17 protein-coding genes are annotated in these 19,399 nt (G+C 67.3%); 10 read left to right on the top strand and 7 right to left on the bottom strand.

Translation table 11 applies throughout. The annotated features are described in order from the left end of the window. Window positions 1-38 precede the first annotated feature (38 nt). On the bottom strand, window positions 39-1,319 hold the full coding sequence (locus ACLBWL_RS12625) for a DNA-packaging protein (RefSeq protein ID WP_447794386.1): 1,281 nt from the start codon (window positions 1,317-1,319) through the stop codon (window positions 39-41). A 194-nt stretch (window positions 1,320-1,513) separates the two neighbouring features. Then, window positions 1,514-2,263: a hypothetical protein gene (locus ACLBWL_RS12620; protein ID WP_447793556.1), complete on the bottom strand. Its 750-nt coding sequence runs from the start codon at window positions 2,261-2,263 to the stop codon at window positions 1,514-1,516. 389 nt (window positions 2,264-2,652) lie between these two features. Here ACLBWL_RS12620 and ACLBWL_RS12615 point away from each other — a divergent pair, with 389 nt between their 5' ends. Then, entirely contained in the window at window positions 2,653-2,994 is a 342-nt protein-coding gene (locus ACLBWL_RS12615; protein WP_447793554.1) for a hypothetical protein, read from the top strand. Window positions 2,995-3,454: 460 nt separating this feature from the next. Continuing rightward, window positions 3,455-4,435 (top strand): LGFP repeat-containing protein, encoded by a 981-nt coding sequence (locus tag ACLBWL_RS12610; RefSeq protein ID WP_447793552.1) that lies wholly within the window; start codon window positions 3,455-3,457, stop codon window positions 4,433-4,435. Window positions 4,436-4,556: 121 nt separating this feature from the next. Here the strand turns inward: ACLBWL_RS12610 and ACLBWL_RS12605 are convergent, their stop codons facing one another. Next, a complete protein-coding gene (locus ACLBWL_RS12605; protein ID WP_447794384.1) occupies window positions 4,557-5,426 on the bottom strand; it encodes a 3-hydroxybutyryl-CoA dehydrogenase in 870 nt (289 codons plus the stop codon). Between the two features lie 168 nt (window positions 5,427-5,594). Between ACLBWL_RS12605 and ACLBWL_RS12600 the strand changes: the two genes are divergently transcribed. Further along, a complete protein-coding gene (locus ACLBWL_RS12600) occupies window positions 5,595-6,101 on the top strand; it encodes a hypothetical protein (RefSeq protein ID WP_447793550.1) in 507 nt (168 codons plus the stop codon). On the opposite strand, the gene ACLBWL_RS12595 is transcribed toward ACLBWL_RS12600, so the two are convergent. The 4 genes from ACLBWL_RS12595 to ACLBWL_RS12580 form a co-directional block, all read right to left on the bottom strand. Next, window positions 6,056-7,441: a hypothetical protein gene (locus ACLBWL_RS12595; RefSeq protein ID WP_447793548.1), complete on the bottom strand. Its 1,386-nt coding sequence runs from the start codon at window positions 7,439-7,441 to the stop codon at window positions 6,056-6,058. The two genes, ACLBWL_RS12600 and ACLBWL_RS12595, sit on opposite strands and share 46 nt — an antisense overlap. An 85-nt stretch (window positions 7,442-7,526) precedes the next feature. Beyond that, on the bottom strand, window positions 7,527-8,879 hold the full coding sequence (locus ACLBWL_RS12590; protein ID WP_447793546.1) for a chloride channel protein: 1,353 nt from the start codon (window positions 8,877-8,879) through the stop codon (window positions 7,527-7,529). 287 nt (window positions 8,880-9,166) lie between these two features. After that, window positions 9,167-9,763, bottom strand: coding sequence for a TMEM175 family protein (locus ACLBWL_RS12585; protein ID WP_447793544.1), 597 nt, complete (start codon window positions 9,761-9,763; stop codon window positions 9,167-9,169). A 227-nt stretch (window positions 9,764-9,990) separates the two neighbouring features. Beyond that, window positions 9,991-10,347: a hypothetical protein gene (locus ACLBWL_RS12580; RefSeq protein ID WP_447793542.1), complete on the bottom strand. Its 357-nt coding sequence runs from the start codon at window positions 10,345-10,347 to the stop codon at window positions 9,991-9,993. Window positions 10,348-10,624: 277 nt separating this feature from the next. Between ACLBWL_RS12580 and ACLBWL_RS12575 the strand changes: the two genes are divergently transcribed. From ACLBWL_RS12575 to ACLBWL_RS12545, 7 genes are all read left to right on the top strand, one after another. Continuing rightward, the gene (locus tag ACLBWL_RS12575) at window positions 10,625-10,939 is read left to right on the top strand and encodes a phosphonate transporter (protein WP_447793540.1); all 315 of its coding nucleotides are present in this window, start codon (window positions 10,625-10,627) and stop codon (window positions 10,937-10,939) included. 10 nt (window positions 10,940-10,949) lie between these two features. Further along, the gene (locus tag ACLBWL_RS12570; protein WP_447793538.1) at window positions 10,950-12,239 is read left to right on the top strand and encodes a diguanylate cyclase; all 1,290 of its coding nucleotides are present in this window, start codon (window positions 10,950-10,952) and stop codon (window positions 12,237-12,239) included. Window positions 12,240-12,307: 68 nt separating this feature from the next. Further along, on the top strand, window positions 12,308-13,462 hold the full coding sequence (locus ACLBWL_RS12565) for an AMP-binding protein (RefSeq protein WP_447793537.1): 1,155 nt from the start codon (window positions 12,308-12,310) through the stop codon (window positions 13,460-13,462). Between the two features lie 165 nt (window positions 13,463-13,627). Next, window positions 13,628-13,768: a hypothetical protein gene (locus tag ACLBWL_RS12560; RefSeq protein ID WP_447793535.1), complete on the top strand. Its 141-nt coding sequence runs from the start codon at window positions 13,628-13,630 to the stop codon at window positions 13,766-13,768. Between the two features lie 170 nt (window positions 13,769-13,938). Then, on the top strand, window positions 13,939-17,976 hold the full coding sequence (locus ACLBWL_RS12555) for a Pls/PosA family non-ribosomal peptide synthetase (protein WP_447793533.1): 4,038 nt from the start codon (window positions 13,939-13,941) through the stop codon (window positions 17,974-17,976). Further along, window positions 17,973-18,569 carry a 4'-phosphopantetheinyl transferase family protein gene (locus ACLBWL_RS12550; RefSeq protein WP_447793531.1) on the top strand — a complete coding sequence of 199 codons (597 nt, stop codon included), beginning with the start codon at window positions 17,973-17,975 and terminating at the stop codon, window positions 18,567-18,569. Before ACLBWL_RS12555 ends, ACLBWL_RS12550 begins: the two co-directional genes overlap by 4 nt. Further along, window positions 18,569-19,123: a GNAT family N-acetyltransferase gene (locus ACLBWL_RS12545; RefSeq protein ID WP_447793529.1), complete on the top strand. Its 555-nt coding sequence runs from the start codon at window positions 18,569-18,571 to the stop codon at window positions 19,121-19,123. The genes ACLBWL_RS12550 and ACLBWL_RS12545 overlap by 1 nt, the downstream gene beginning before the upstream one ends. Window positions 19,124-19,399 lie beyond the last annotated feature (276 nt).

The raw sequence follows: 19,399 nt of genomic DNA, 5'->3' as shown, positions 1-19,399 counted from the left end.
CCTCCTTCCCTCTCCCCGATAGGGAGAGGGACACAGCCCTATAAAACCCGCACCGAAACCCGCCGCACCGGCCCGAGCATCACCTCCGTCATCGCCCACACCAGCGCATCCGCGCGATCCGGCGACCGCCCCGGCCCCTCATACCCGCCACCCGCGATCAGCCCGCAAAGCTCGTCCTCCAGGTCCGGAAACGCGCCGACATGCCAGGCCCGCCCAGCCTCGTACAACGCCGCCACCGGCTCGGCGCGCGCCACCTTCCCCAGCGACGCATGCACCAGTTTCACCGGCATCGCGCGGTCGGCGCCGGCAAGCACGCTCCCGACCATCTTCCCCCCCTGGTTCGCCTCCGCGATCACCCGATCCGCGCCATGCCGCGCCGCGCACTCGGCCACCGCCCGCGCCCACTCCTCGGGGCTGGCCCCCGAAACGCTCGCATCCTCCAACACATACGCAAACCCATCGCCCCCGAGCGCTACCGCCACGATACCGCAGGCATCCCCCGGCCCCCCCGACACGCTGCCAGCGGGAGGATCCACCCCAACGACAACCCGCGTCACCACCGGCGCAAACGCAACCCGCCGCGACTCCACCAGCGCCCGCGTCCACAACGCCCCCGCGACATCCTCGATCAACTCGCCATCCAGCTCCTGCCGCCCCAGCCGCGTCCCCGCATAGGTGGCCGTGACATTTTCCACGAAGCTCGCCGGCAGATGCGGATTGTCGCGCGTCCGCCCCTGCGACCGCACCACCCCCGGCAACGCCAGGATCCGCCGCAGCAACGCCACCGGCCGTGGCGTCGTCGTCACCACGATCCGCGGCAGCGTCCCCAGCCGCAGCCCCATCATCAGATTGTCCCAGGTCGCATCACCGTTGCGCCACTTCGCCACCTCGTCGCACCACGCGACATTATGCTCAGGCCCGCGCAACCCCTCCGGCGCCTCCGCGGAATAGGCCGACGCCAGCGCGCCGCTGCCGAACCGCAGCTCCCCCAGTCCCGCGCGCCACACCGGAGCCTCGTCGTCGCGCGCCACCGCGAGCAGCCCGCTCTCTCCCTCGATCATCACCCGCCGGACATCCTCGCTGGTCGCGCCGACCAGCGCGATCCGCGCATCCGGATTGTCCCGCGCGACCTGGCTCACCCACTCCGCCCCGGCGCGCGTCTTGCCGAACCCGCGCCCCGCCAGGATCACCCAGATCCGCCAGTCGTCGGCTTTGTCCTTCGCCCCCCGGTCGGCCAGATGCTGCCCGGGATGCGCCCAGCGTTCCCAGCGATCGTGCAGTTCATACCGCTCGGCGGCGCTCAGCGACCCGATCAGCATCGCCCGTTGCGCCGCCGGCAGCACCGCCAGTTCGGCGATCACGTCGCGCACGCCATCCGGCTCCCCACGCGGCTCCCCGCATGATGTCGCGCAGGGGGCCGCGTCCGATGTGTCCGAAGAAGCGGCGACCGGCGAAAGCGGCGGTGCCTCGCTCGCCTGGTCCAGGCCGACCGGATCGCGGCATCGATCGTCGGTCACGCCGCACCGCCCTGCGCCGATGCGCGCAGTCGTCGTGCCAGCGAATCGAGTTTCTTCGCGATCGAGGCATCGGTTTCCGCCTGGGTCGCGCGCCGATACGGCTTGCGCCCGCGCCCACGCTGACCACCGCCGCCCAGGCCGCCAGCCGCGCGACGCGCCAGCAAGGCCAGCGCCACCTGCACCGCCTGCATGCTGGCAAGCGGAACCAGCCGCGTCGCCGACCCGACGCTCGCATCGATCCCGGACCCAAACCCAAACCCGGACCCGGACCCATCGCCTACATCGGCGTCGGCATCGAGTTCGATATCCTCCTGGGTGTCTATACCCGCGTCGTCATGTATCGCCGCGCGCCCCTCGCGCAACGCCGTCGCCCCGTGCAGCCCGGCGATCGCGGCGGCCAGCAGCCCCTCCTCGAGCCGCTCGTACCCGCTCGTCAGCGCCTCCGCCCACTGCGCCGCGAACAGCGGATCCCGCCGCTTGAGCTCGCTGGCGCTGTGTCGGTTCATGCCCACCGCGGCCGATGACGAGGTCACGTTGCACGTCATCGACAGCGCGGTGAGAAACGTCTTTCGCTTTGCCGGCGTCCACCCGTTGGCCCGAACGGTGCGGACCTGCACGACCCGGTGGCTCCCGCCCGTCACCACCGTATAGGTTTCCTTGACTTCCACCCCCACCCGCTTTGCCATTCCGCGCGCCCTCCCCCGACCCATCGCCATCGCCATCGCCATCGCCATCGCCATCGCCATCGCCGACCCGAGCCCAACCGCCCGAACACGAAAAAGCCGGCGACGCCCAAGGCTCTCACCCCGATCGTCCCGGCTCTCGTCGTTCGGACCAACCGCCCGATCCGCAATTCTTCAGCGTTCCTGTTATGTACCAAGCAAGCGTGACGATGTCAAGTAATTTAACCGATATGGTTCACACGGAGGTGCGATCGGCGTTCGCCGACGATCGATCCCCGGTCGCATGCATTGCAGTGCACAAAAAATATTGCGCGCAGCGTCCGCAGCGTTTTTGTCAAAGCGCTGAAATCGCGAGGCCTTCGACCTTTTCGATCGAAAATTTGCCACGATGTCGGCGCCAAAACCTCGCGCCGACCGTTGCAAATTAACATGCATCAGTTCAGCCTTACAGTATGATGCCTCCGGCAACCGTCAGAAAGCTCGAAAGACGCCTGAATACCTGGCTGAAGCGGTCGGGCCTGATGAGGCTCCTGCTATGGACCTCCGCCCTGCTCAGCATCCTGCTGGCGCTCAGGCTTTACCACGGCCTCCCGATCAGCCGAAACATCCTCAGTTTCGTCAGCGCGCTCTTTGCCATCGGCGCCTTGGCAGTGTCGCGCCATTTCAGAAAGGTCGAACGCCCCTCCAGCGCGACGTGGCTTGCCGGTATCGCCTTTCTCCTCCCCCTGCTGATATACGTCGCCGAATTCATGGGCCTGTTCGACACGATCGCGAGGCTCACGCTGCGCCGCTAGAACGTGGCCGCGCTACGGCCGCGCTACGAACCCATGTCGTTCGCGTCACATGCCGCATCGATCGGCACGTCGCCCCTGTCTTTTGGCTTCGAAGCCATCCGCTCGGTCCAGTGGCTTCGAAGCCATCCGCTCGGTCCAGCCCAATCCTGCGGCAGACCCTGGCATTACAATCATGACGGCTCAGGATCGAACAAAAACGTAAAATATCACGGCGCCTGCCAAGCCTTATCCAGACTTTTCTTTTAACAACCGGCCACCCACATTTTTCCTAACGTCTCCGTTAAATAGTTTTCATATTTAATGGAGTCCTGATTATCGAAATGAAGTATAGTACTCGAACTACAAAAAGGACTCGGACATTAGGAGATAGTCGATGGCTAACGGTATAACCACGCTCGCACGCCCTCATGTAAAGATAACCGAACTAAGCGACATCACATCGATCGCTATAAGGTTTCCGTTGATCTTGCCGGGAGTCCTCGCAATCAATGCAAAATATACTGCACTCGGCGGCGTCGGCGGTTTCCTCGGCGCGGCAACGATCGCGCACGCCAAGACGCCCAACGGGAAAGGCTGGTATCGGCATTATGCCGGCGGCTCGATCTATTGGTCCACGGCAACTGGCGCACATGAGGTCCACGGCCTGATCCGCGGCAAATGGGCGGCGCTTGGCTGGGAAAACAGCTTTCTCGGATTCCCGACCAGCGACGAGACCGTCGGCGGAGCCAACGGCCGGTTCAGCAACTTCCAGGGCGGCGTAGTCTATTGGACCCCGGCGACCGGCGCGCATGAAGTCCACGGCGCGATCCTCGCCCGCTATCTGCAACTGGGCGCGGAGAAATCCTTCCTCGGCTATCCGGTTTCGGACGAAGTCGCCGGCGCCGGTCAGTCGCGCGTCAGCAACTTCCAGCACGGCCAGATCGCCTGGTCCGCCGCGCACGGCGCTGCGACGTCGTGGACCAGCTATGTCCCTCAGCCACACGTGGGCGGCCCTGGTACGCATCCGCAGGGCATACCCGGCGGCGGCAACGACAGCCCTGCGGTTCGCCGTCGCCTCGTCTGCGCGGCGCACATGGACCTGACCGACGACGAGACGTGGGGATCGGACGAGCATGGCAGCGCCGACAAGCAGAACGAGGCGGTGCTGACCAACGACCTGCCGCAAGATGTCCTGACCATGCAGAAGGGGGCCGGCGGCGAGATGCGCGTCGAGCTCACGCTGATCGGCCAGGTCAAGCTCAGCGGCGACGTGCTCGTTCAGGGTACCGCTCTACTCTATGAGGGGACCAGCGAGAGTACGTCGGATCTCGATGGCGATCTCGACTTCACGGTCCTCGTCCCCCGCGACGGCGTGATCTCGCGGACCGTCACCGTCTGGAACGAGGATGAGGGCGGCGACAAGGGCGTCATCGCGATGACCTTCACCAACTTCGCCGCCTGACCGGCAAAGCCACTGTCGCGGGACCGGAAAATCCCGGCCCCGCGACGTCTTTCGAGCATGTGCCTCGGTCGGCGCTCGTACCTGCCGCAAACGACAGCGTATCGGCGCGATCAACGCCCGCTCACCGCGTCGGTACAGGCTCCGCGCCCGAATAATCGTAGAACCCGCGACCGGTCTTCCGCCCGAACCACCCGGCCTCGACATATTTCACCAGCACCGGCGCCGGCCGGAACTTCGGATCGCCCGTCCCTTCGAACAATACCCGCGTAATCTCCAGGCACGTGTCGAGCCCGATAAAGTCCGCCAGCGTCAGCGGCCCCATCGGATGGTTCAGCCCGAGCTGGCACGCCAGGTCGATGTCGCGCACGCTCGCCACGCCCTCGCCGAGCGCGAAGCACGCCTCGTTGATCATCGGCATCAGCACGCGGTTGACGATGAAGCCCGGCGCGTCGTTGGCGTGCACCACTTGCTTGCCGAGCTTTTCCGCGAACGCCTCGACCGCCGCCACCGTCGCGTCCGACGTCGCAAGGCCGCGGATCAGTTCGATCGGCCGCATCACCGGCACGGGGTTGAAGAAATGCACGCCCATGAACCGCGCAGCATCCGGTGCCGCCTGCGCCAGCCGCGTGATCGGGATCGACGACGTGTTCGACGCCAGGATCGCGTCCGGCCCGAGCACCTTGCCGACCTCGGCGAAGATCGCGCGCTTCACCGCCTCACGCTCGGTCGCCGCCTCGACGACGATCGCGCAGTCGGCCATGTCCGCCACGCTCGCAATCGGTTCGATCAACGCCAGCGCATCGTCACGCTCGCGCGACCCGATCTTTTCCTTCTCGACCAGCCGCGCGAGCGCCTTGACGATTCCCGCCTTGCCCTTCTCCGCCGCCTCCAGCGACACGTCGGCGAGCAGCACGCGGTAGCCCGCCTGTGCCGACACCTGCGCGATGCCCGCGCCCATCTGTCCCGCGCCGATCACGCCGACCACGCCGATCGTCTGCCCAGCCATATCCGTCTCCATCGTTGCTTTGTGCCGTCCCTACCGCGTTTTACGCGCATCGCCAGCCCGGATACGCGCGCGTGGCACCCCCCGTGGCGCCCCCGTGGCACCAGTCCGCGCGCGGCGCGTTGTCGGCGCACTGTCTTCTGGGGAAACACCATCATGATCGCCACCATCGCCGAACTCGACCGCGTCCGCGACGACTGCAAGCGCCTCGTGACCACGCGCTCGATGCTCTCGGCGGGGGCCGCGGTGGTGCCGATTCCCGGCGCCGATCTGGTCGCCGACATCGGCCTGCTGACCAAGCTCCTGCCGCAGATCAGCAAGCGCTTCGGGCTCGATCACGACCAGGTGCAAAAGCTTGAGCCGCATCTCGCGCAGCAGGCGCTGGTGATGGCGTCGAGTCTCGGCAACACGATGATCGGCCGGATGGTGACCAAGCGCATCGTTGCGTCGCTGTTGCGGCGGATCGGCACGCGCGTCGCCGCCGGCTCGGTCGCCAGGTTCATCCCCTTTGCGGGCTCGGCGGTCGCCGCGACGATCAGCTTCGGCGCGATGAAGCTGATCGGCAATGCGCACATCGAGGATTGCTACAAGACCGCGCTGGCGCTGCTCCCCGCCGATCAGCGCGCGGTGTCGGCGACCGTGGTCGGCGCCGCTGCGGGCTGATGCACCAGCGTCCACCCCGGCGGCAGATAGTCCGTGGACATGTAATAATAGAACAGGCACGTCCCGTCCTTCGCATACGTCCCGCCCTTGACGATCCCCAGCGCCGTCGTCCCCTCGAACACCGGCGCCCCGCTATCTCCTCCCTTGCACGTCGGCCCCGCCACCGCGACCCAGGTCGGCAGGCACGCGCCGCCGCACAGGTCGCCGGCGGGTGCGAAATCGACCATCGCGATCAGCGCGCAGCTATAGCCGGTCCGCTCGCCGCGGTGGCACACGAAGTCGCCGGCGCGAGTGCTTGTCCGATAGCGCCAGGTGACCACCGGCCGCGCCAGCCTCTTGGCGGTATCGGCGTAGAATAACCGCCCGAGCCGGCCGGTCGCGACGTTCACCTGGACGTCCTGATAGCCCCACCCCCATTGCCCGACGAAATCGAGCGGCCATTCGCGCCGCCCCGTGTCGACATCCGCATCGACATAGGCGAGCGTGTCCGGGCAATGCGCCGCGGTCACCACGCCGTCGCGCGCGCCGTCGGTCACCGCGAATCCGGTCGTGCACGCATAGCGCTTGCCGTCGACCGTGCCGATGACGCGCCCGCCGCCCCTGACCGGTTCGCTCGCCACCGCGCCGGTGATCTCTTCCGCCATGTCGACGGCCGGCTGGTCGAGCACGTCGATCCGGACGGGCACGCCGGTCATCGCCGCGATGCGACTCTGCAACGTCCCGTCGCGGTTCAGGTCGGCATCGCCCGACGAGATCGCCACGACCAGCGCGCCGGTCCGCTGATCGACCCCCATGCCCGGCGGGTGCTGCAGCGACTCGCGGATCTTCGCCTGGTATCTCGACAGCGCGGCGAGCATCGCCTCGCGCGTCGCGCCGGCACCGGTATGGAACACGATCGGCACGACGATGCCACCCGCGGCGATCGTGCGATCCGGGACGGGATCGGTCCCGGTCAGCAGCACGACGATACGATAGTCCGGCCGATGCTCGATCGCGACGCCCGCCCAGCGCGCCGCGAACTCGGTGCGCAGCGCATCGGTCGCGGGCACGCTTTCGGCCTGCGCGCGCAACCGGTGCATCGCGGTATCGAGCGGCACGCCGAACCGCTGCGCATACACCGCAGCGTCCTGCATCGTCGCGTCCACCGGCAATTGCACGCCCTGCACAGGCGGCGGCGGAGCTTGCGCCAAAACCGGGTTGGCCACGCCGCCCTGCACTTCCTCGGAGCGGACCTGTCCAGCCACCAACTGCCCAGGCTCCACCTCCTGAGCCCACACAGGCGGCCCGACCAACGCCAGCATGCCGCAGGTCACCGCCCGCCATAACGAAGTCCTGCCCATGCGCCGCGTCGTTCCAACTCTCGGGGTTCGCTGCGCGCCTTATCACGTCGATCTGAACGCGCGCTGTCGTTCGCTCGCGGCGCGCCTATTCCTCGCGGTCGTCGAGATCGACGCTCGTCCGCCCATGCCCCGCGTCGGGCGATGCAACCACGTCCTTGCGCAGAAATCCTGCCGACAACACATGATACAGCCGCTCCTTCGACACCGCCTGCGCGACGAAGTCGGCGATCAGCGCGGAAGCGACCAGCGGCATCATCAGCCCACGGCTTGCGGTCGTCTCGGAGATGATGATCACCGCGGTCAGCGGCGCACGGACCACGCCGGTGAAATACGCGACCATACCCAGCAGCACGATCGCGCCCGGCGGATAATCAGGAAAGATGCTTCGGAGCATGTCGCCGATCCCCGCCCCGACCGACAGCGACGGCGCGAAAATCCCGCCCGGCATGCCCGATACCGCGGTCGCCAGCGTCGTGACGAACTTCGCCGCACCGAACCAGTGCGGCACGTCGCCGCCGGTGATGATCCCACGCGCCGCACCGTATCCGGTCCCCCAGGTCAGCCCGCTGGCGACGCCGATGATCGCCACGACCAGCCCGAGCCCGCCCGCGAACAGCGTCGGATGCGCGCGCAGCCACGCCACCGGCGCTGCCCGCGTCCGCCCGGTTGCGATCACCGACCGCGAGAACAGCGCCCCCGCCAGCCCGCCCAATATGCCCGCGACCGGCGCCGCGAGCAGCGTCTCGCGGACGTTCAGCGTCTGCCGCATCACCCCGAAATACACGTAATCCCCCGACAGCCCGAGGCTGACCATGCCGGCGATCAGCACCGCGGTCATCACCAGCAGGGTCATCCGCTGTTCGTACGCGGCGGCCAGTTCCTCGATCGCGAAGGCGACACCGGCAAGCGGCGTGTTGAACGCCGCGGCGACGCCCGCCGCGCCGCCGGCGATGAATACCGACGCGCGCAGCGGGATCGCCATCACGCGGTGCGCATAGCCCATGATCGACGCCGCGACCTGGACGGTCGGCCCTTCGCGCCCGGTCGAGGCGCCGACGAACAGCGTGCCGATCGTCAGCACCAGCTTGACGATGACCGTCTTGGCGGACACCAGCCCGGTCATCGCATGATCGGGATCGCGGGTCGCCGCCATGACCTGCGGGATGCCCGATCCGCGCGCTGCCGGGGCAACGCGCAGCGTGATCCACGCGATCGCTGCATAGCCCACCGGCGTCATCAGCAGCGGCGCCCACCACCAGCGCACGACGATGTCGGTGAACGCCTCGCCCGCACGATCCGCCGCCGCGGCGAACCCGAGTGCGACGATCCCGATCATGATCGCCCCGCCGAGGATCGCGACGCGCCGCCGCCAGACGAGCGCACTCGGCGCATGCCGCTGCAACAGGATCCGCACGCGCGTTTTGGTTATGCGGTCCATGATCGAGCCCCGGTTGCTGCGGACACCGGACCGATGATCGCGATCACGCGGCGATCCTCCAACGCGGCGGCGCGTGCGTTTCGGGTATCGGGGCAGGCAGGCGTTCGGCGATCGCGGCGGTCATGCCGCGGCTTATGCCCTCCAGACGCCAGCGCGTCACCCTCGCGGTACGCAGACACGGTCGATAGCCCGGATGCACCCGCGCCCGATTTTAAGGTATAGCGCGCCAAGACCTTGAGAACACGCTTGATCCCTTTAACCGCGGCACAGCCGACGACTGTGTCGCGTCAGTCGACCGCGTTGAGTACCCGGATGATCCGCCGGTCCGGAATCAGCCACAGCGCGATGACCGAAACATACAGCGCGATCGCGATCCAGCGGCTGACAAACGCCAGCGGCACCGCCAGCGCGTAGAGCACGATGCTGCCCCAGCCCTTCCAGTCCGAGCCGATCGCGCGAGCGACGGCGGAGGTCTTTCCGTTGCAGGCGATGATCGCGCGTTCGGTCAGCGTATAGCCGATCGCGGCGAGCCCGAGGACGATCCCGTAGGCGGCGGTGGCGCCGGCCGCGAACTGGCTCTCGTCGAGCCAGCGGATCGCGAACGGCACCAGGCTGAGCCAGAACAGCAGGAACAGGTTCGCCCACAATACGCGCCCGTCGATCCGATCGACCGCATGGAACATGTGGTGATGATTGTTCCAGTAGAGCCCGACATTCACGAAGCTCAAAAGATAGGCAAGCAGCACCGGCGCTGCACCCATCAGGCCGTGCAAATCGCCGGTCTCAGGGACCTTCAGTTCCAGCACCATGATCGTGATGATGATCGCGACCACGCCGTCGGTGAAAGCCTCGAGCCGCCCCGGCCCCATTCGACGTCCGCTCATGCTCGCTCCCCGCCCGTGCTGATCGGCCGCAACGTAGCAGGCGCTTTTCGGAAGTCCCACCGCCGGTCGGCGACGACGCGTCGGTCGGCTCGTATCCCCACACCCCACAACCGTCATATTGACGGGGCGGGAACCCCGGCTGGCTGGCCTCGTCAAAAATCACCAGTATCCGAGCAGGATATGGACCCCGACCCGCGCGCGATGCCAACGAGGTTTTGGCGTGAGGCTCAGTCCCAGCGCGAGCCCCGGTCCTGACGACGCTGATCGTCGGACGTGCTCGATCTGTTCATTTGATCATTGGGCATCCGGTTGACCCGCCACCGCGCGCTGACGGTGATCTGGTCGAAAATTCTCGCGCCCAGCAGGGTCAGGATACTGCCGCCACTCGCGCCGAGGAACCCAACCATCGCCCATCCATAAGCCCGCAACTCATACCCCAGCCCCGCGCCACCGTGCGCCCGGATGTGCAGGGCGACGTGGAGAGAGGCAAGCCGCGCGATTCCGAGATACGCCAGGCCGAACAGAAATACCCCAGCCGCACGAAGACCAAGGTCGGTCCGCCACGATCGCTGCCACGTTGCCATGCCACAAATCCTCATGTGGCCGTCCAGCTATCGCGCGCGGCGTAGCATTTCGAGATCGTTTTCCGCGATTCGCATAGCGCTGGCGTAGCGCAACGCCCGATCGCCCATCGCGCGGCTCGATCGTCGCCACCGCCACCCCGTCGCAACGACCACAGAAATTCGAACATTTTAGGCGATGCTTAACGCTCTCCAGACCATACAGCGATTGTAAGGGAGTTACACCGTGTCGCAGAATGAGACTGGTTTTGAAACGGTTGCCCTGAGCGACCTCGAGGCAATGGATGCCAACGACCGCGATGCGCTACCATTCGGGGTGGTCGGCTTCAGCGCCGATACGCTCGTCCAGGTCTACAACGCCACCGAAGCGCGCATGGCCGGGCTCGACGCCGCCGCGGTGATCGGCGTACCGTTCTTCGACGCGGTCGGCCAGTGCATGAACAACTTCATGGTCGCCCAGCGGTTCGAGGACGAGCCCGAGATCGACGATATCATCCCCTATGTCCTGACCTTGCGGATGCGCCCGACCCGCGTGCGGTTGCGTCTGCTCGCCGCGCCCGGCACGCCGCGCCGCTATATCCTGATCGAGCGCTGAGACCGCGACGATGAGCGAGGCGTCGAGCGAGGAACAGCTTCTGGAATTCCTCTATGCCTGTCCCATCGGGCTGATCGAATGCGACGCGACCGGCGAGATCGCGCTGATGAACCCGCATGCGATGCAGCATCTGTTGCCGCTCGCGGGTCCGCGCAATCCCGGCAACCTGTTTGCAGCGTTCGAACAGCATGCTCCCGAATTGCGCAGCATCGTCGCGGCATTCGCACCGGCGACCGGGCGGATCTGCGACGGCCACCGGATCTTCGTCGATCTCGGCGCGCGCCGGCACAGCGTGGCGCCCAAGGTGCTGGCCTGCACCCTGGTCAAGCTCGGCCCCAATCGGCTGATGGCGACGCTGGCGGACATCAGCCAGCAGGTCGTCCAGGAGGAACGCCTGCGCCAGGCCAATACCTGGTTCGCGACCATGCTGGACGGCGTCAACGACTATGCCGCGCTGACGATCACCCCGGGTGGCCTGATCGAGTCCGCCGACGCCTGCTTTACCCGCCAGACCGGGCACCCCATCGCCGACGTGATCGGCCGTGATCTTACCGCCATCCTGAAAGCCGATACGCCCGGTGGCGACCTGCGGCTCGACGAGCAGCTGGTGATCGCCACGCGCGAAGGATGGCATCTCCAGGAGGGCTGGCAGCAGCGCGCGGACGGCGAGCGATACTGGTGCCAGCGCCTCGTCGTCGCGCGATCCGGACCCGACGATCTGCACCCGTCGAGCTTCTCGGTCGTTCTGCGCGACGTGCCACATGGCGGTGAGGCGGCCGAGGACATGCGCCGGCTGCTGACCTGCGATCACCTGACGGGCGCGTCGAACCGGCGGCATTTCGGTCAGGTGATGGAACGCGAGCAGACCCATTGGCGCGACTTGCGACAATCGCTGTCGCTGGTCCTGCTCGATCTCGATCACTTCAAGATGGTCAACGATACTTACGGCCATCCGGTCGGCGACATCCTGCTGCGCCGCGTCGCCGATGCCTGCAAGGCGCTGCTCCCGCCGCGCGGAATCTTCGCGCGACTGGGTGGCGAGGAGTTCGGAGTCCTTCTGCCGCGCTACGAAAAACCGCAGACGGTCGAGCTCGCCGAGCAAATGCGCGCGACGATCGCCGCGCTCGAAATCGAAACGCCGCACGGGCCTCTGACCGTTACCGCAAGCTTGGGGTGCGCGACCTTGGACGAAGCTGACGGGTCGATCGATGCGCTCATCGCGCTCGCCGACACGCGCGTCTATGCCGCCAAGCATGCCGGCCGAAACCGGGTCTGCCATCGCCAAGCGGTCGCAGCGTGACCGTGGCTGTTGATCGGTCGCCTGAACCGACGATGCCCGTACCGACTCCCGTTTCCACAGCGCCCGTCTTGCAGCGCACGGCGGCGCACCGCATCGCCTGTGCCACGGTTGCCGCGGAGCTGCGGCGCCTGCGCGATACCGATCGCCGGCCGACCACGTCCAGCGATTGGCTCGACTCGACCCCGATCGGTGAGGACGGGCTCGGGTTGGATTCGATGGAGCAGCTCGGCGCACTCGGCGCGCTGGCCGAGACGTTCGACCTCGACGACAGCGTGCTGAGCGACGATCCACCGCAAACCGTCGGCGCCTGGGTCGACTGGATCATGCAGGCGCAGGCCGCAGGCGATGGCCGGATGACGGTCAGCACGTCGGGCTCGACCGGCAGTCCGCGGCGCTGCATCCATACCATCGCCGACCTGCTCGACGAGGCCGCGGTCCTCGCAGGGCGGTTCGCGGGTCGCCGCCGCGTAGTCGCGCTGGTGCCGGCGCATCATCTCTACGGGATCATCTGGACCGGCTTTCTCCCCGACGCGCTGGGCGTGCCCGTCGTCGTCCGCACGATCGGCGCCGCCTTGGGTCTCGTCGCCGGCGATCTCGTCGTCGCGGTACCCGACCAGTGGCAGGCGTTGCGACGTCTGATCCGCCGGTTTCCCGAGGATATCGTCGGCGTGAGCTCGGGAGGATCGCTCGACGACAACGTCGCGTCGGGGCTGCTCGCAGCCGGGCTGGCGCGACTGGTCGATATCTATGGCGCCTCGGAGACCGGCGGAATCGCGATGCGCGACATCCCCAGATCCGCGTACGACCTGCTGCCCCGCTGGGACCTGTCGCCGGACGACAACGGCGATTGGCAGCTCGTCGACCGCAACGGCCGATGTTTCGAGCTGCCCGACCATATCGAGCGGATCGGCAAGCGGACGCTGCGGCCGATCGGTCGACGCGACGGCGCGGTCCAGGTCGGCGGACACAATGTCTGGCCGGACCGCGTCGCGCGGGCGTTGCGCGCGGTCGACGGCGTCGCAGACGCCGCGGTCCGGCTCCACCCGAACGGGCGGCTGAAGGCGTTCATCGTGCCCGCCGAGCAGCAGGATACCGGACAGCTGTCCGCGCGGATCGAGCAGACAGTCATGCCGCATCTGTCGGACCCTGAACGGCCACGCAGCTTTCGCTTCGGCGCTGCCCTGCCCCGCAACGCGATGGGCAAACTGGCAGACTGGCCGTGAGGCACTACTGATCCCCGCGGCTAATCCCCGAGGCCGATGCCGCCTGGGCCGTACCGGCCGCGGGGTCGCCCCATCGGACCGCGATCACGATCGGGTTCCAGCCGACGATATCCGGACCGGCGTCGTCTTCGCCTCTGGAGCGCTGGTTCGCGGAACGGCCGGCTCATGGTCGAATTAACCGAGAACGAGGAGATAATCGACGTCGCGGAAGCGTATCATGCTCGCGGCTTCATGCCCGCGATCGACGATTTCGGTGCGGGCTATGCGGGGCTCGGGCCGCCGGCCGATTTGTGGCCGGACATATAAGCTCGACATGCCGCTGATCCGCCGAATCGACGGCTCGCGCATCCCGCAGTCGAAGCCTTGCCGTCGTTCACGCTCCCCGCATAGGGCGCGCCCTGGCGGGCAGCATGCCAGTCACTCGCTTTGTCACTGACATATAGCAAACTGCGCGGCAGATCGGCTAAGGCCCGGTCATGCATCCAGCCCCCTCGTCAAGCGCCTCGGACGTCACGCAATTCCCCGAGGCCAACGTCGAGAGGCGACCGGCATCGATCGCGCCCGCGCCGGCGTTGCGCCCGAACGAGCCCTATGCCCGTAACGAACTGTTGCATGAGATTTTCGACGCGACACGGCTCGCATATCCTCGCGCACCGGCGCTCCGTCTGATTGGCTCCGACGAGGAATACCACCGCAAGACCGACTGGAGTTACGACGATCTCGGGCGGCGCAGTCTGGCGCTGGCGCACCGGTTGCGGGCAATGGGGATCGGCCGTGGCGACCGCGTCGTGCTGTGCCTGCCGCGCGGGCTCGACCAGTATATGGCGATCCTCGGCGTGCTGAGCGCCGGCGCCGCCTATGTGCCGGTCGACTGGGGCTATCCGCAGGACCGGATCGACTTCATCGTCGAGGACAGCGAGGCCGCGCTGACGATCACCGTCGCCAGCCGCGTCGCCAATCTGAAGGGCAGGACGCTCGCCCTCGACGCCGCGATGGGCGACCTCGCCGCCGAGCCGTGCGAACCGATCGGCCGCGACGTGACGCAGGCGACACCGCAGGACCTCGCCTATATCATCTACACCTCGGGAACGACCGGGCGGCCCAAGGGCGTGATGATCTCGCATGCCAATGCCTGCCATCTCGTCCGCTCGGAAAGCGCCATTCTCGATCTGAACGCAAGCGACGTCGTATTCGGCGGGTTCAGCCTCGCGTTCGACATGTCGGTCGAGACGATGTGGAGCGCGTTCTTCGTCGGTGCGGTCGTCCTCGTCGCCACCGAGGCGCTGGCGACCAGCGGGCCCGACGTGGCGATCGCGCTGGCCGAGGCGAACACGACGATCTGGCACGTCGTCCCCTCGCTGATCGCGCTGGTCGAGCATCCGGTGCCGACGCTCCGCCTGCTCAACATGGGCGGCGAAGCCTGCCCCGCCGACCTGCCGCGCCGGCTCGCGCGACCGGGCCTCCGCCTGCTCAACACCTACGGCCCGACCGAGACGTCGGTCACCGCGACCTGGACCGAAGTCTTCCCGGGCCAGCGCATCACGATCGGCAAGCCCCTCCCCGGCTACACCGCCTGGGTGGTCGACGAGCATATGCAGCCCGTGCCCGACGGCCAGGAAGGCGAACTCGTCATCGGCGGCCCCGGCGTCGGCGTCGGCTACGTCAACCGCCCCGACCTCACGGCCGAGAAATTCATCATGACCCCGTTCGACGGGCCATCGGGTGCCCCCGAGCGAATCTACCGCTCGGGCGACCTCGTGAAGCTCGACGCGGCGGGCGACATCGACTTCGTCGGGCGGATCGATACGCAGGTGAAGATTCGCGGCTTCCGCGTCGAGCTCGCCGAGATCGAGGCGGTAATCGGCGAATGGCCCGGCGTCGCGCAGACCGTCGTCCAGCTCTTCACCGACGACGACGGCTCCGAATTCCTCGCCGCCTTCCTGATCGCCCGCCCCGCCGAAGAGATCGACATGGGCGGCCTCAAGGCCCGCGTCGCCGAGCGGCTCCCCAACTACATGCGCCCGGCAGGGTATCAGTTGCTGTCACACATGCCGACGCTCCCAGCCTCGGGGAAGGTCGACCGCAAGGCGCTGGTCAAGCCCGAGATCACCGTGACGTCGGACCGCGAGATGGTCGCCCCCACCACGCCGCTGGAGGAAAGCCTCCACCGCGTCTGGGCCGAAGCGTTCGCGCCGCAGCCGGTATCGGTGCTCGACGACCTGTTCGAGGATCTCGGCGGCCATTCGCTCAAGGCCGCAAGGCTCGTATCGGCGGCCCGTAAAGTGCGCGGTCTCGAAGGCCTGTCGCTCGAAGACGTCTACGCCGCACCCACCATTCGCGCACTCGCGTTGCGGATCGGCGGAACGACACCCGTCGCGATCCTCGACGAGTCCAGTTTCCATCACATCGCGCCGTGGAAGCGCCGTCTGTGCGTCGCCGCACAGACGCTCGCGCTGCTGCCGATCTACACGCTGGCGGGGCTGCAGTGGTTCTCGCCCTATCTCGCCTACACGCACTTGGCAGGCGACATGCCGCGGGTCGACGCGCTGATCCTCAGCGGCCTGTTCTTCACGGTCGTCCCGATCGCGTCGATGTTCCTCTCGATCGTCCTGAAATGGCTGATCGTCGGGCGATTCAAGGCCGGGGATTACCCGCTCTGGGGCAGCTATTATTTCCGCTGGTGGCTGGTCCGCCGGATCATCGGCGTCACCGCGACGCCGTATCTCGCGGGCACGCCGATGATCCGCGGCTATTACCGGATGCTCGGCGCGAAGATCGGCGAACGAGTCCATATCGGCACCGGGATCATCGACACGGCCGACCTGCTCCACGCCGATGACGATGCGATCATCAGCGACCAGGCGGTGCTCGCCACCAGTTCGGTCGAGCGCGGGTTGCTCCGCCTCGGCACGGTAAAGCTCGGCAAGGGCGCGTTCGTCGGATCGATGGCGGTCGTCGGCCGCAACGCCGCGCTCGGCGACGATGCGATGCTCGACGACCTGTCCGCGCTGCCCGCCGAAACGACGATCCCCGCCGGCCAGCGCTGGGCAGGCTCCCCCGCCGCGCATGACGGCGATGCGCCCCGCCGCCCGGCCACCGCAGCCCCGCGCAATGCCGGCCCGGCGATCGGCCTGTTCCTGTGCGCGCTGATCCTGCCGCTGGTCGCGATCCTACCGATCGCGCCCGGGCTGATCGCGCTGATCGAGCTCGACTGGGCGACCAGCGGCTATGCCTATGTCGCGGTCGCGCCGCTGCTCGCGGTCACCTATGTCGTGATGATGTGCGTGCTGACGGTGGCGGCCAAGCGCCTGATCCTCGGCCGCGTCGCGCCCGCGGTCTATGCGCTCAACAGCGGGTTCTACGTCCGCTACTGGTTCGTCCAGCAGATCAACGACCTCGCGCTGCGCCTGCTCCACCCGATCTTCGCGACGCTCTACGTGGTGCCGTGGTACCGTGCGCTCGGCGTGAAGGTCGGCCGTCGCGCCGAAATCTCGACCGCCAGCGCGATCGTGCCGGACCTGGTCGAGATCGGCGAGGAGAGCTTCATCGCCGATTCGGTGATCTTCGGCGCGGCACGGATCGGCCACGGCACGATCGAACTCGCGCATACCAAGATCGGCCGCCGCAGCTTCATCGGCAATTCCGCACTGCTGCCGAGCGGTACGCAGATCGGCGACGAGGTGCTCGTCGGCGTGCTCTCGAAGCCGCCGAGCGATCCCACGCTGGCAACCGAGGCGGGCAGCACGTGGTTCGGCTCGCCCGCGATCAAGCTGCCGGTGCGACAGGTTAACACGATGTTCGACGAGGGCGCGCGGTTCAACCCGTCGCGCGCGCTGATCGTGACCCGCCTGTCGATCGAGGCGGTCCGCACCACGTTGTCGCTGACCGCGTTCCTCGTCTTCTTCAGCTTGCTGCTGTCGGTGGTCGGCGACCTCGACGATCTCGACAACGGCGGGCTGCTGATCGCGACGACATTCCCGTTCCTGTACGTCGGCTTCTGCCTCGCCTGCGGGATCTTCGTCCTCGCGCTCAAATGGCTCGTCGTCGGTCGCTACAAGGTCACGACCGCGCCTCTGTGGAGCACGTTCGTCTGGCGCACCGAACTCGTCACCGCCACCTACGAGAACCTCGCCGTCGCCAACCTGCTCGAGCCGTTGCGCGGCACGCCGTGGATCGCGCTCTACCTCCGGCTGATGGGCGCGCGGATCGGCAAGCGCTGCTACATCGACACCACCGACCTGACCGAGCACGATCTGGTCGACATCGGCGACGACGTCGCGCTCAACGATTTCGCGGGCTTGCAGACGCATCTGTTCGAGGACCGCGTGATGAAGGTCGGCGCGATCCGCGTCGGCGACCGCGCGACGATCGGCTCGCTCGCGATCGTGTTGTACGACGCCGAGATCGGCGCGGACGCGCAGCTCGGCGACCTGTCGGTGGTGATGAAGGGCGAGACACTGCCCAACGGCACCAGCTGGGACGGGAGCCCGGCGCGGATCGCCGTGGCGACGTGACACCGATCTGGCACGATGGCCCGCTCGATGAACTCTTTTGGGACGGGCAGTCGCCAGTCGCGTGGAGCGTTGCCGAGACGGGATCGCATGCCGGCGACCTGCAAGGCGATGGGTGCACGATCCGGCACAGTCTGGCCTCCGCCCTGATACGCAAACTCGCACACGACCCAGACGACGTCCGTCTGACACGCAGCCCTTCCGGCGCACCGATAGTTACCACCCCCAAAGGCTGGTATCTCAGCCTCTCCAGCCGCGGCGGGCGCGCCCTGGTCGGCGTCGCGCGCACGCCGATCGCGGTCGACCGCGAGATCGTCGACGATCACCCGCCGCTCTGGGACATGCTCACCCCGACCGAAGCCGACTCACTCCGCCGCCTGCCCGCCCTCGCCCAGCCCCACGCATGGCTCCGACGCTGGACGATCAAGGAAGCACACGCGAAACTGATCGGTGAACCCCGCCGCATCCGCCCCGAGACGATCGAAACCGTCGTGACCGATCCGACCCACGCGTCTGCAACCTTCGAAGGCGCATCACGCTGCTGGAGCCGTTCGACCAGCGACGCGATCGAAACCATCGCGCAGTGGAGCCCGTAATGAGCCGAATCCTGACCCGCCGCTACGAAGACAAGGACCGCGCCGCCGTCCTCGCGATCTTCGACTCGAACCTCCCCGACTATTTCGGCGCCGGCGACCGCGAATGGCTGGAGGAAACGCTCGACGTCCCCGATGGCCCGGCGTTCGTGGTCGACGTCGATGGCGTCCCCGGCGCGTTCGGCGGTTACGAAATCTGGGAGCATTACAACAAGGCGCTGCTCTTTTGGGGAATGGCCGCGCGTGCGCATCACGGCGCTGGCCTCGGCAAGCTGCTGCTGTTCGAACGCCTGCTCCACGTCGCCACCAGCGCCGAACCCGCAACACGCTACGTCACCGTCGACACCTCGCCGCAAGTCTCGCCGTTCTTCCAGCATTGCGGGTTCGAACTGACCAGCGTCTGGCCCGGCGGCTACCGCTCGGGCATGGACATGCACGAACTCCGCTTCGATCTCGCGAAGATTTCCCGCGCACAGCTGATAGAGGCAAGAGATGCGGCCCACGCCAACGCCCTTCATGAGCCGCGCAAAACGCAAACCGGGGCACCACGCAGGTGACGAAGGCGATCTCCGATACTGGACGCCAAATCTCGGAGTGGCGGCAATCGAGGTCCAGCTAGGCCCGGTCATGACGGGTGTCTGAGGGTTCAACGCCGTTCAGCATCCGCGCGATAGCCGGACAAAGCGCCACTCTCCCCGCCAAGGCGCTTGAACCGGCGAAGCTCTGGTGCTTGAGGCGGAGTTGGCGGCAGGTGCGCACGGGAAGCGCACGAGCGCAGCCTTGAGCCGTAACGCACGAAAGCCCCGGTCCGGGGGGACGGGGGCTTTTGTGGT

The sequence above is a fragment of the Sphingomonas sp. M1A8_2b genome (genome assembly GCF_053345535.1).
The sequence above is the reverse complement of the archived record's forward strand: the minus strand, read 5'-3'. Positions and strand labels throughout refer to the sequence as shown.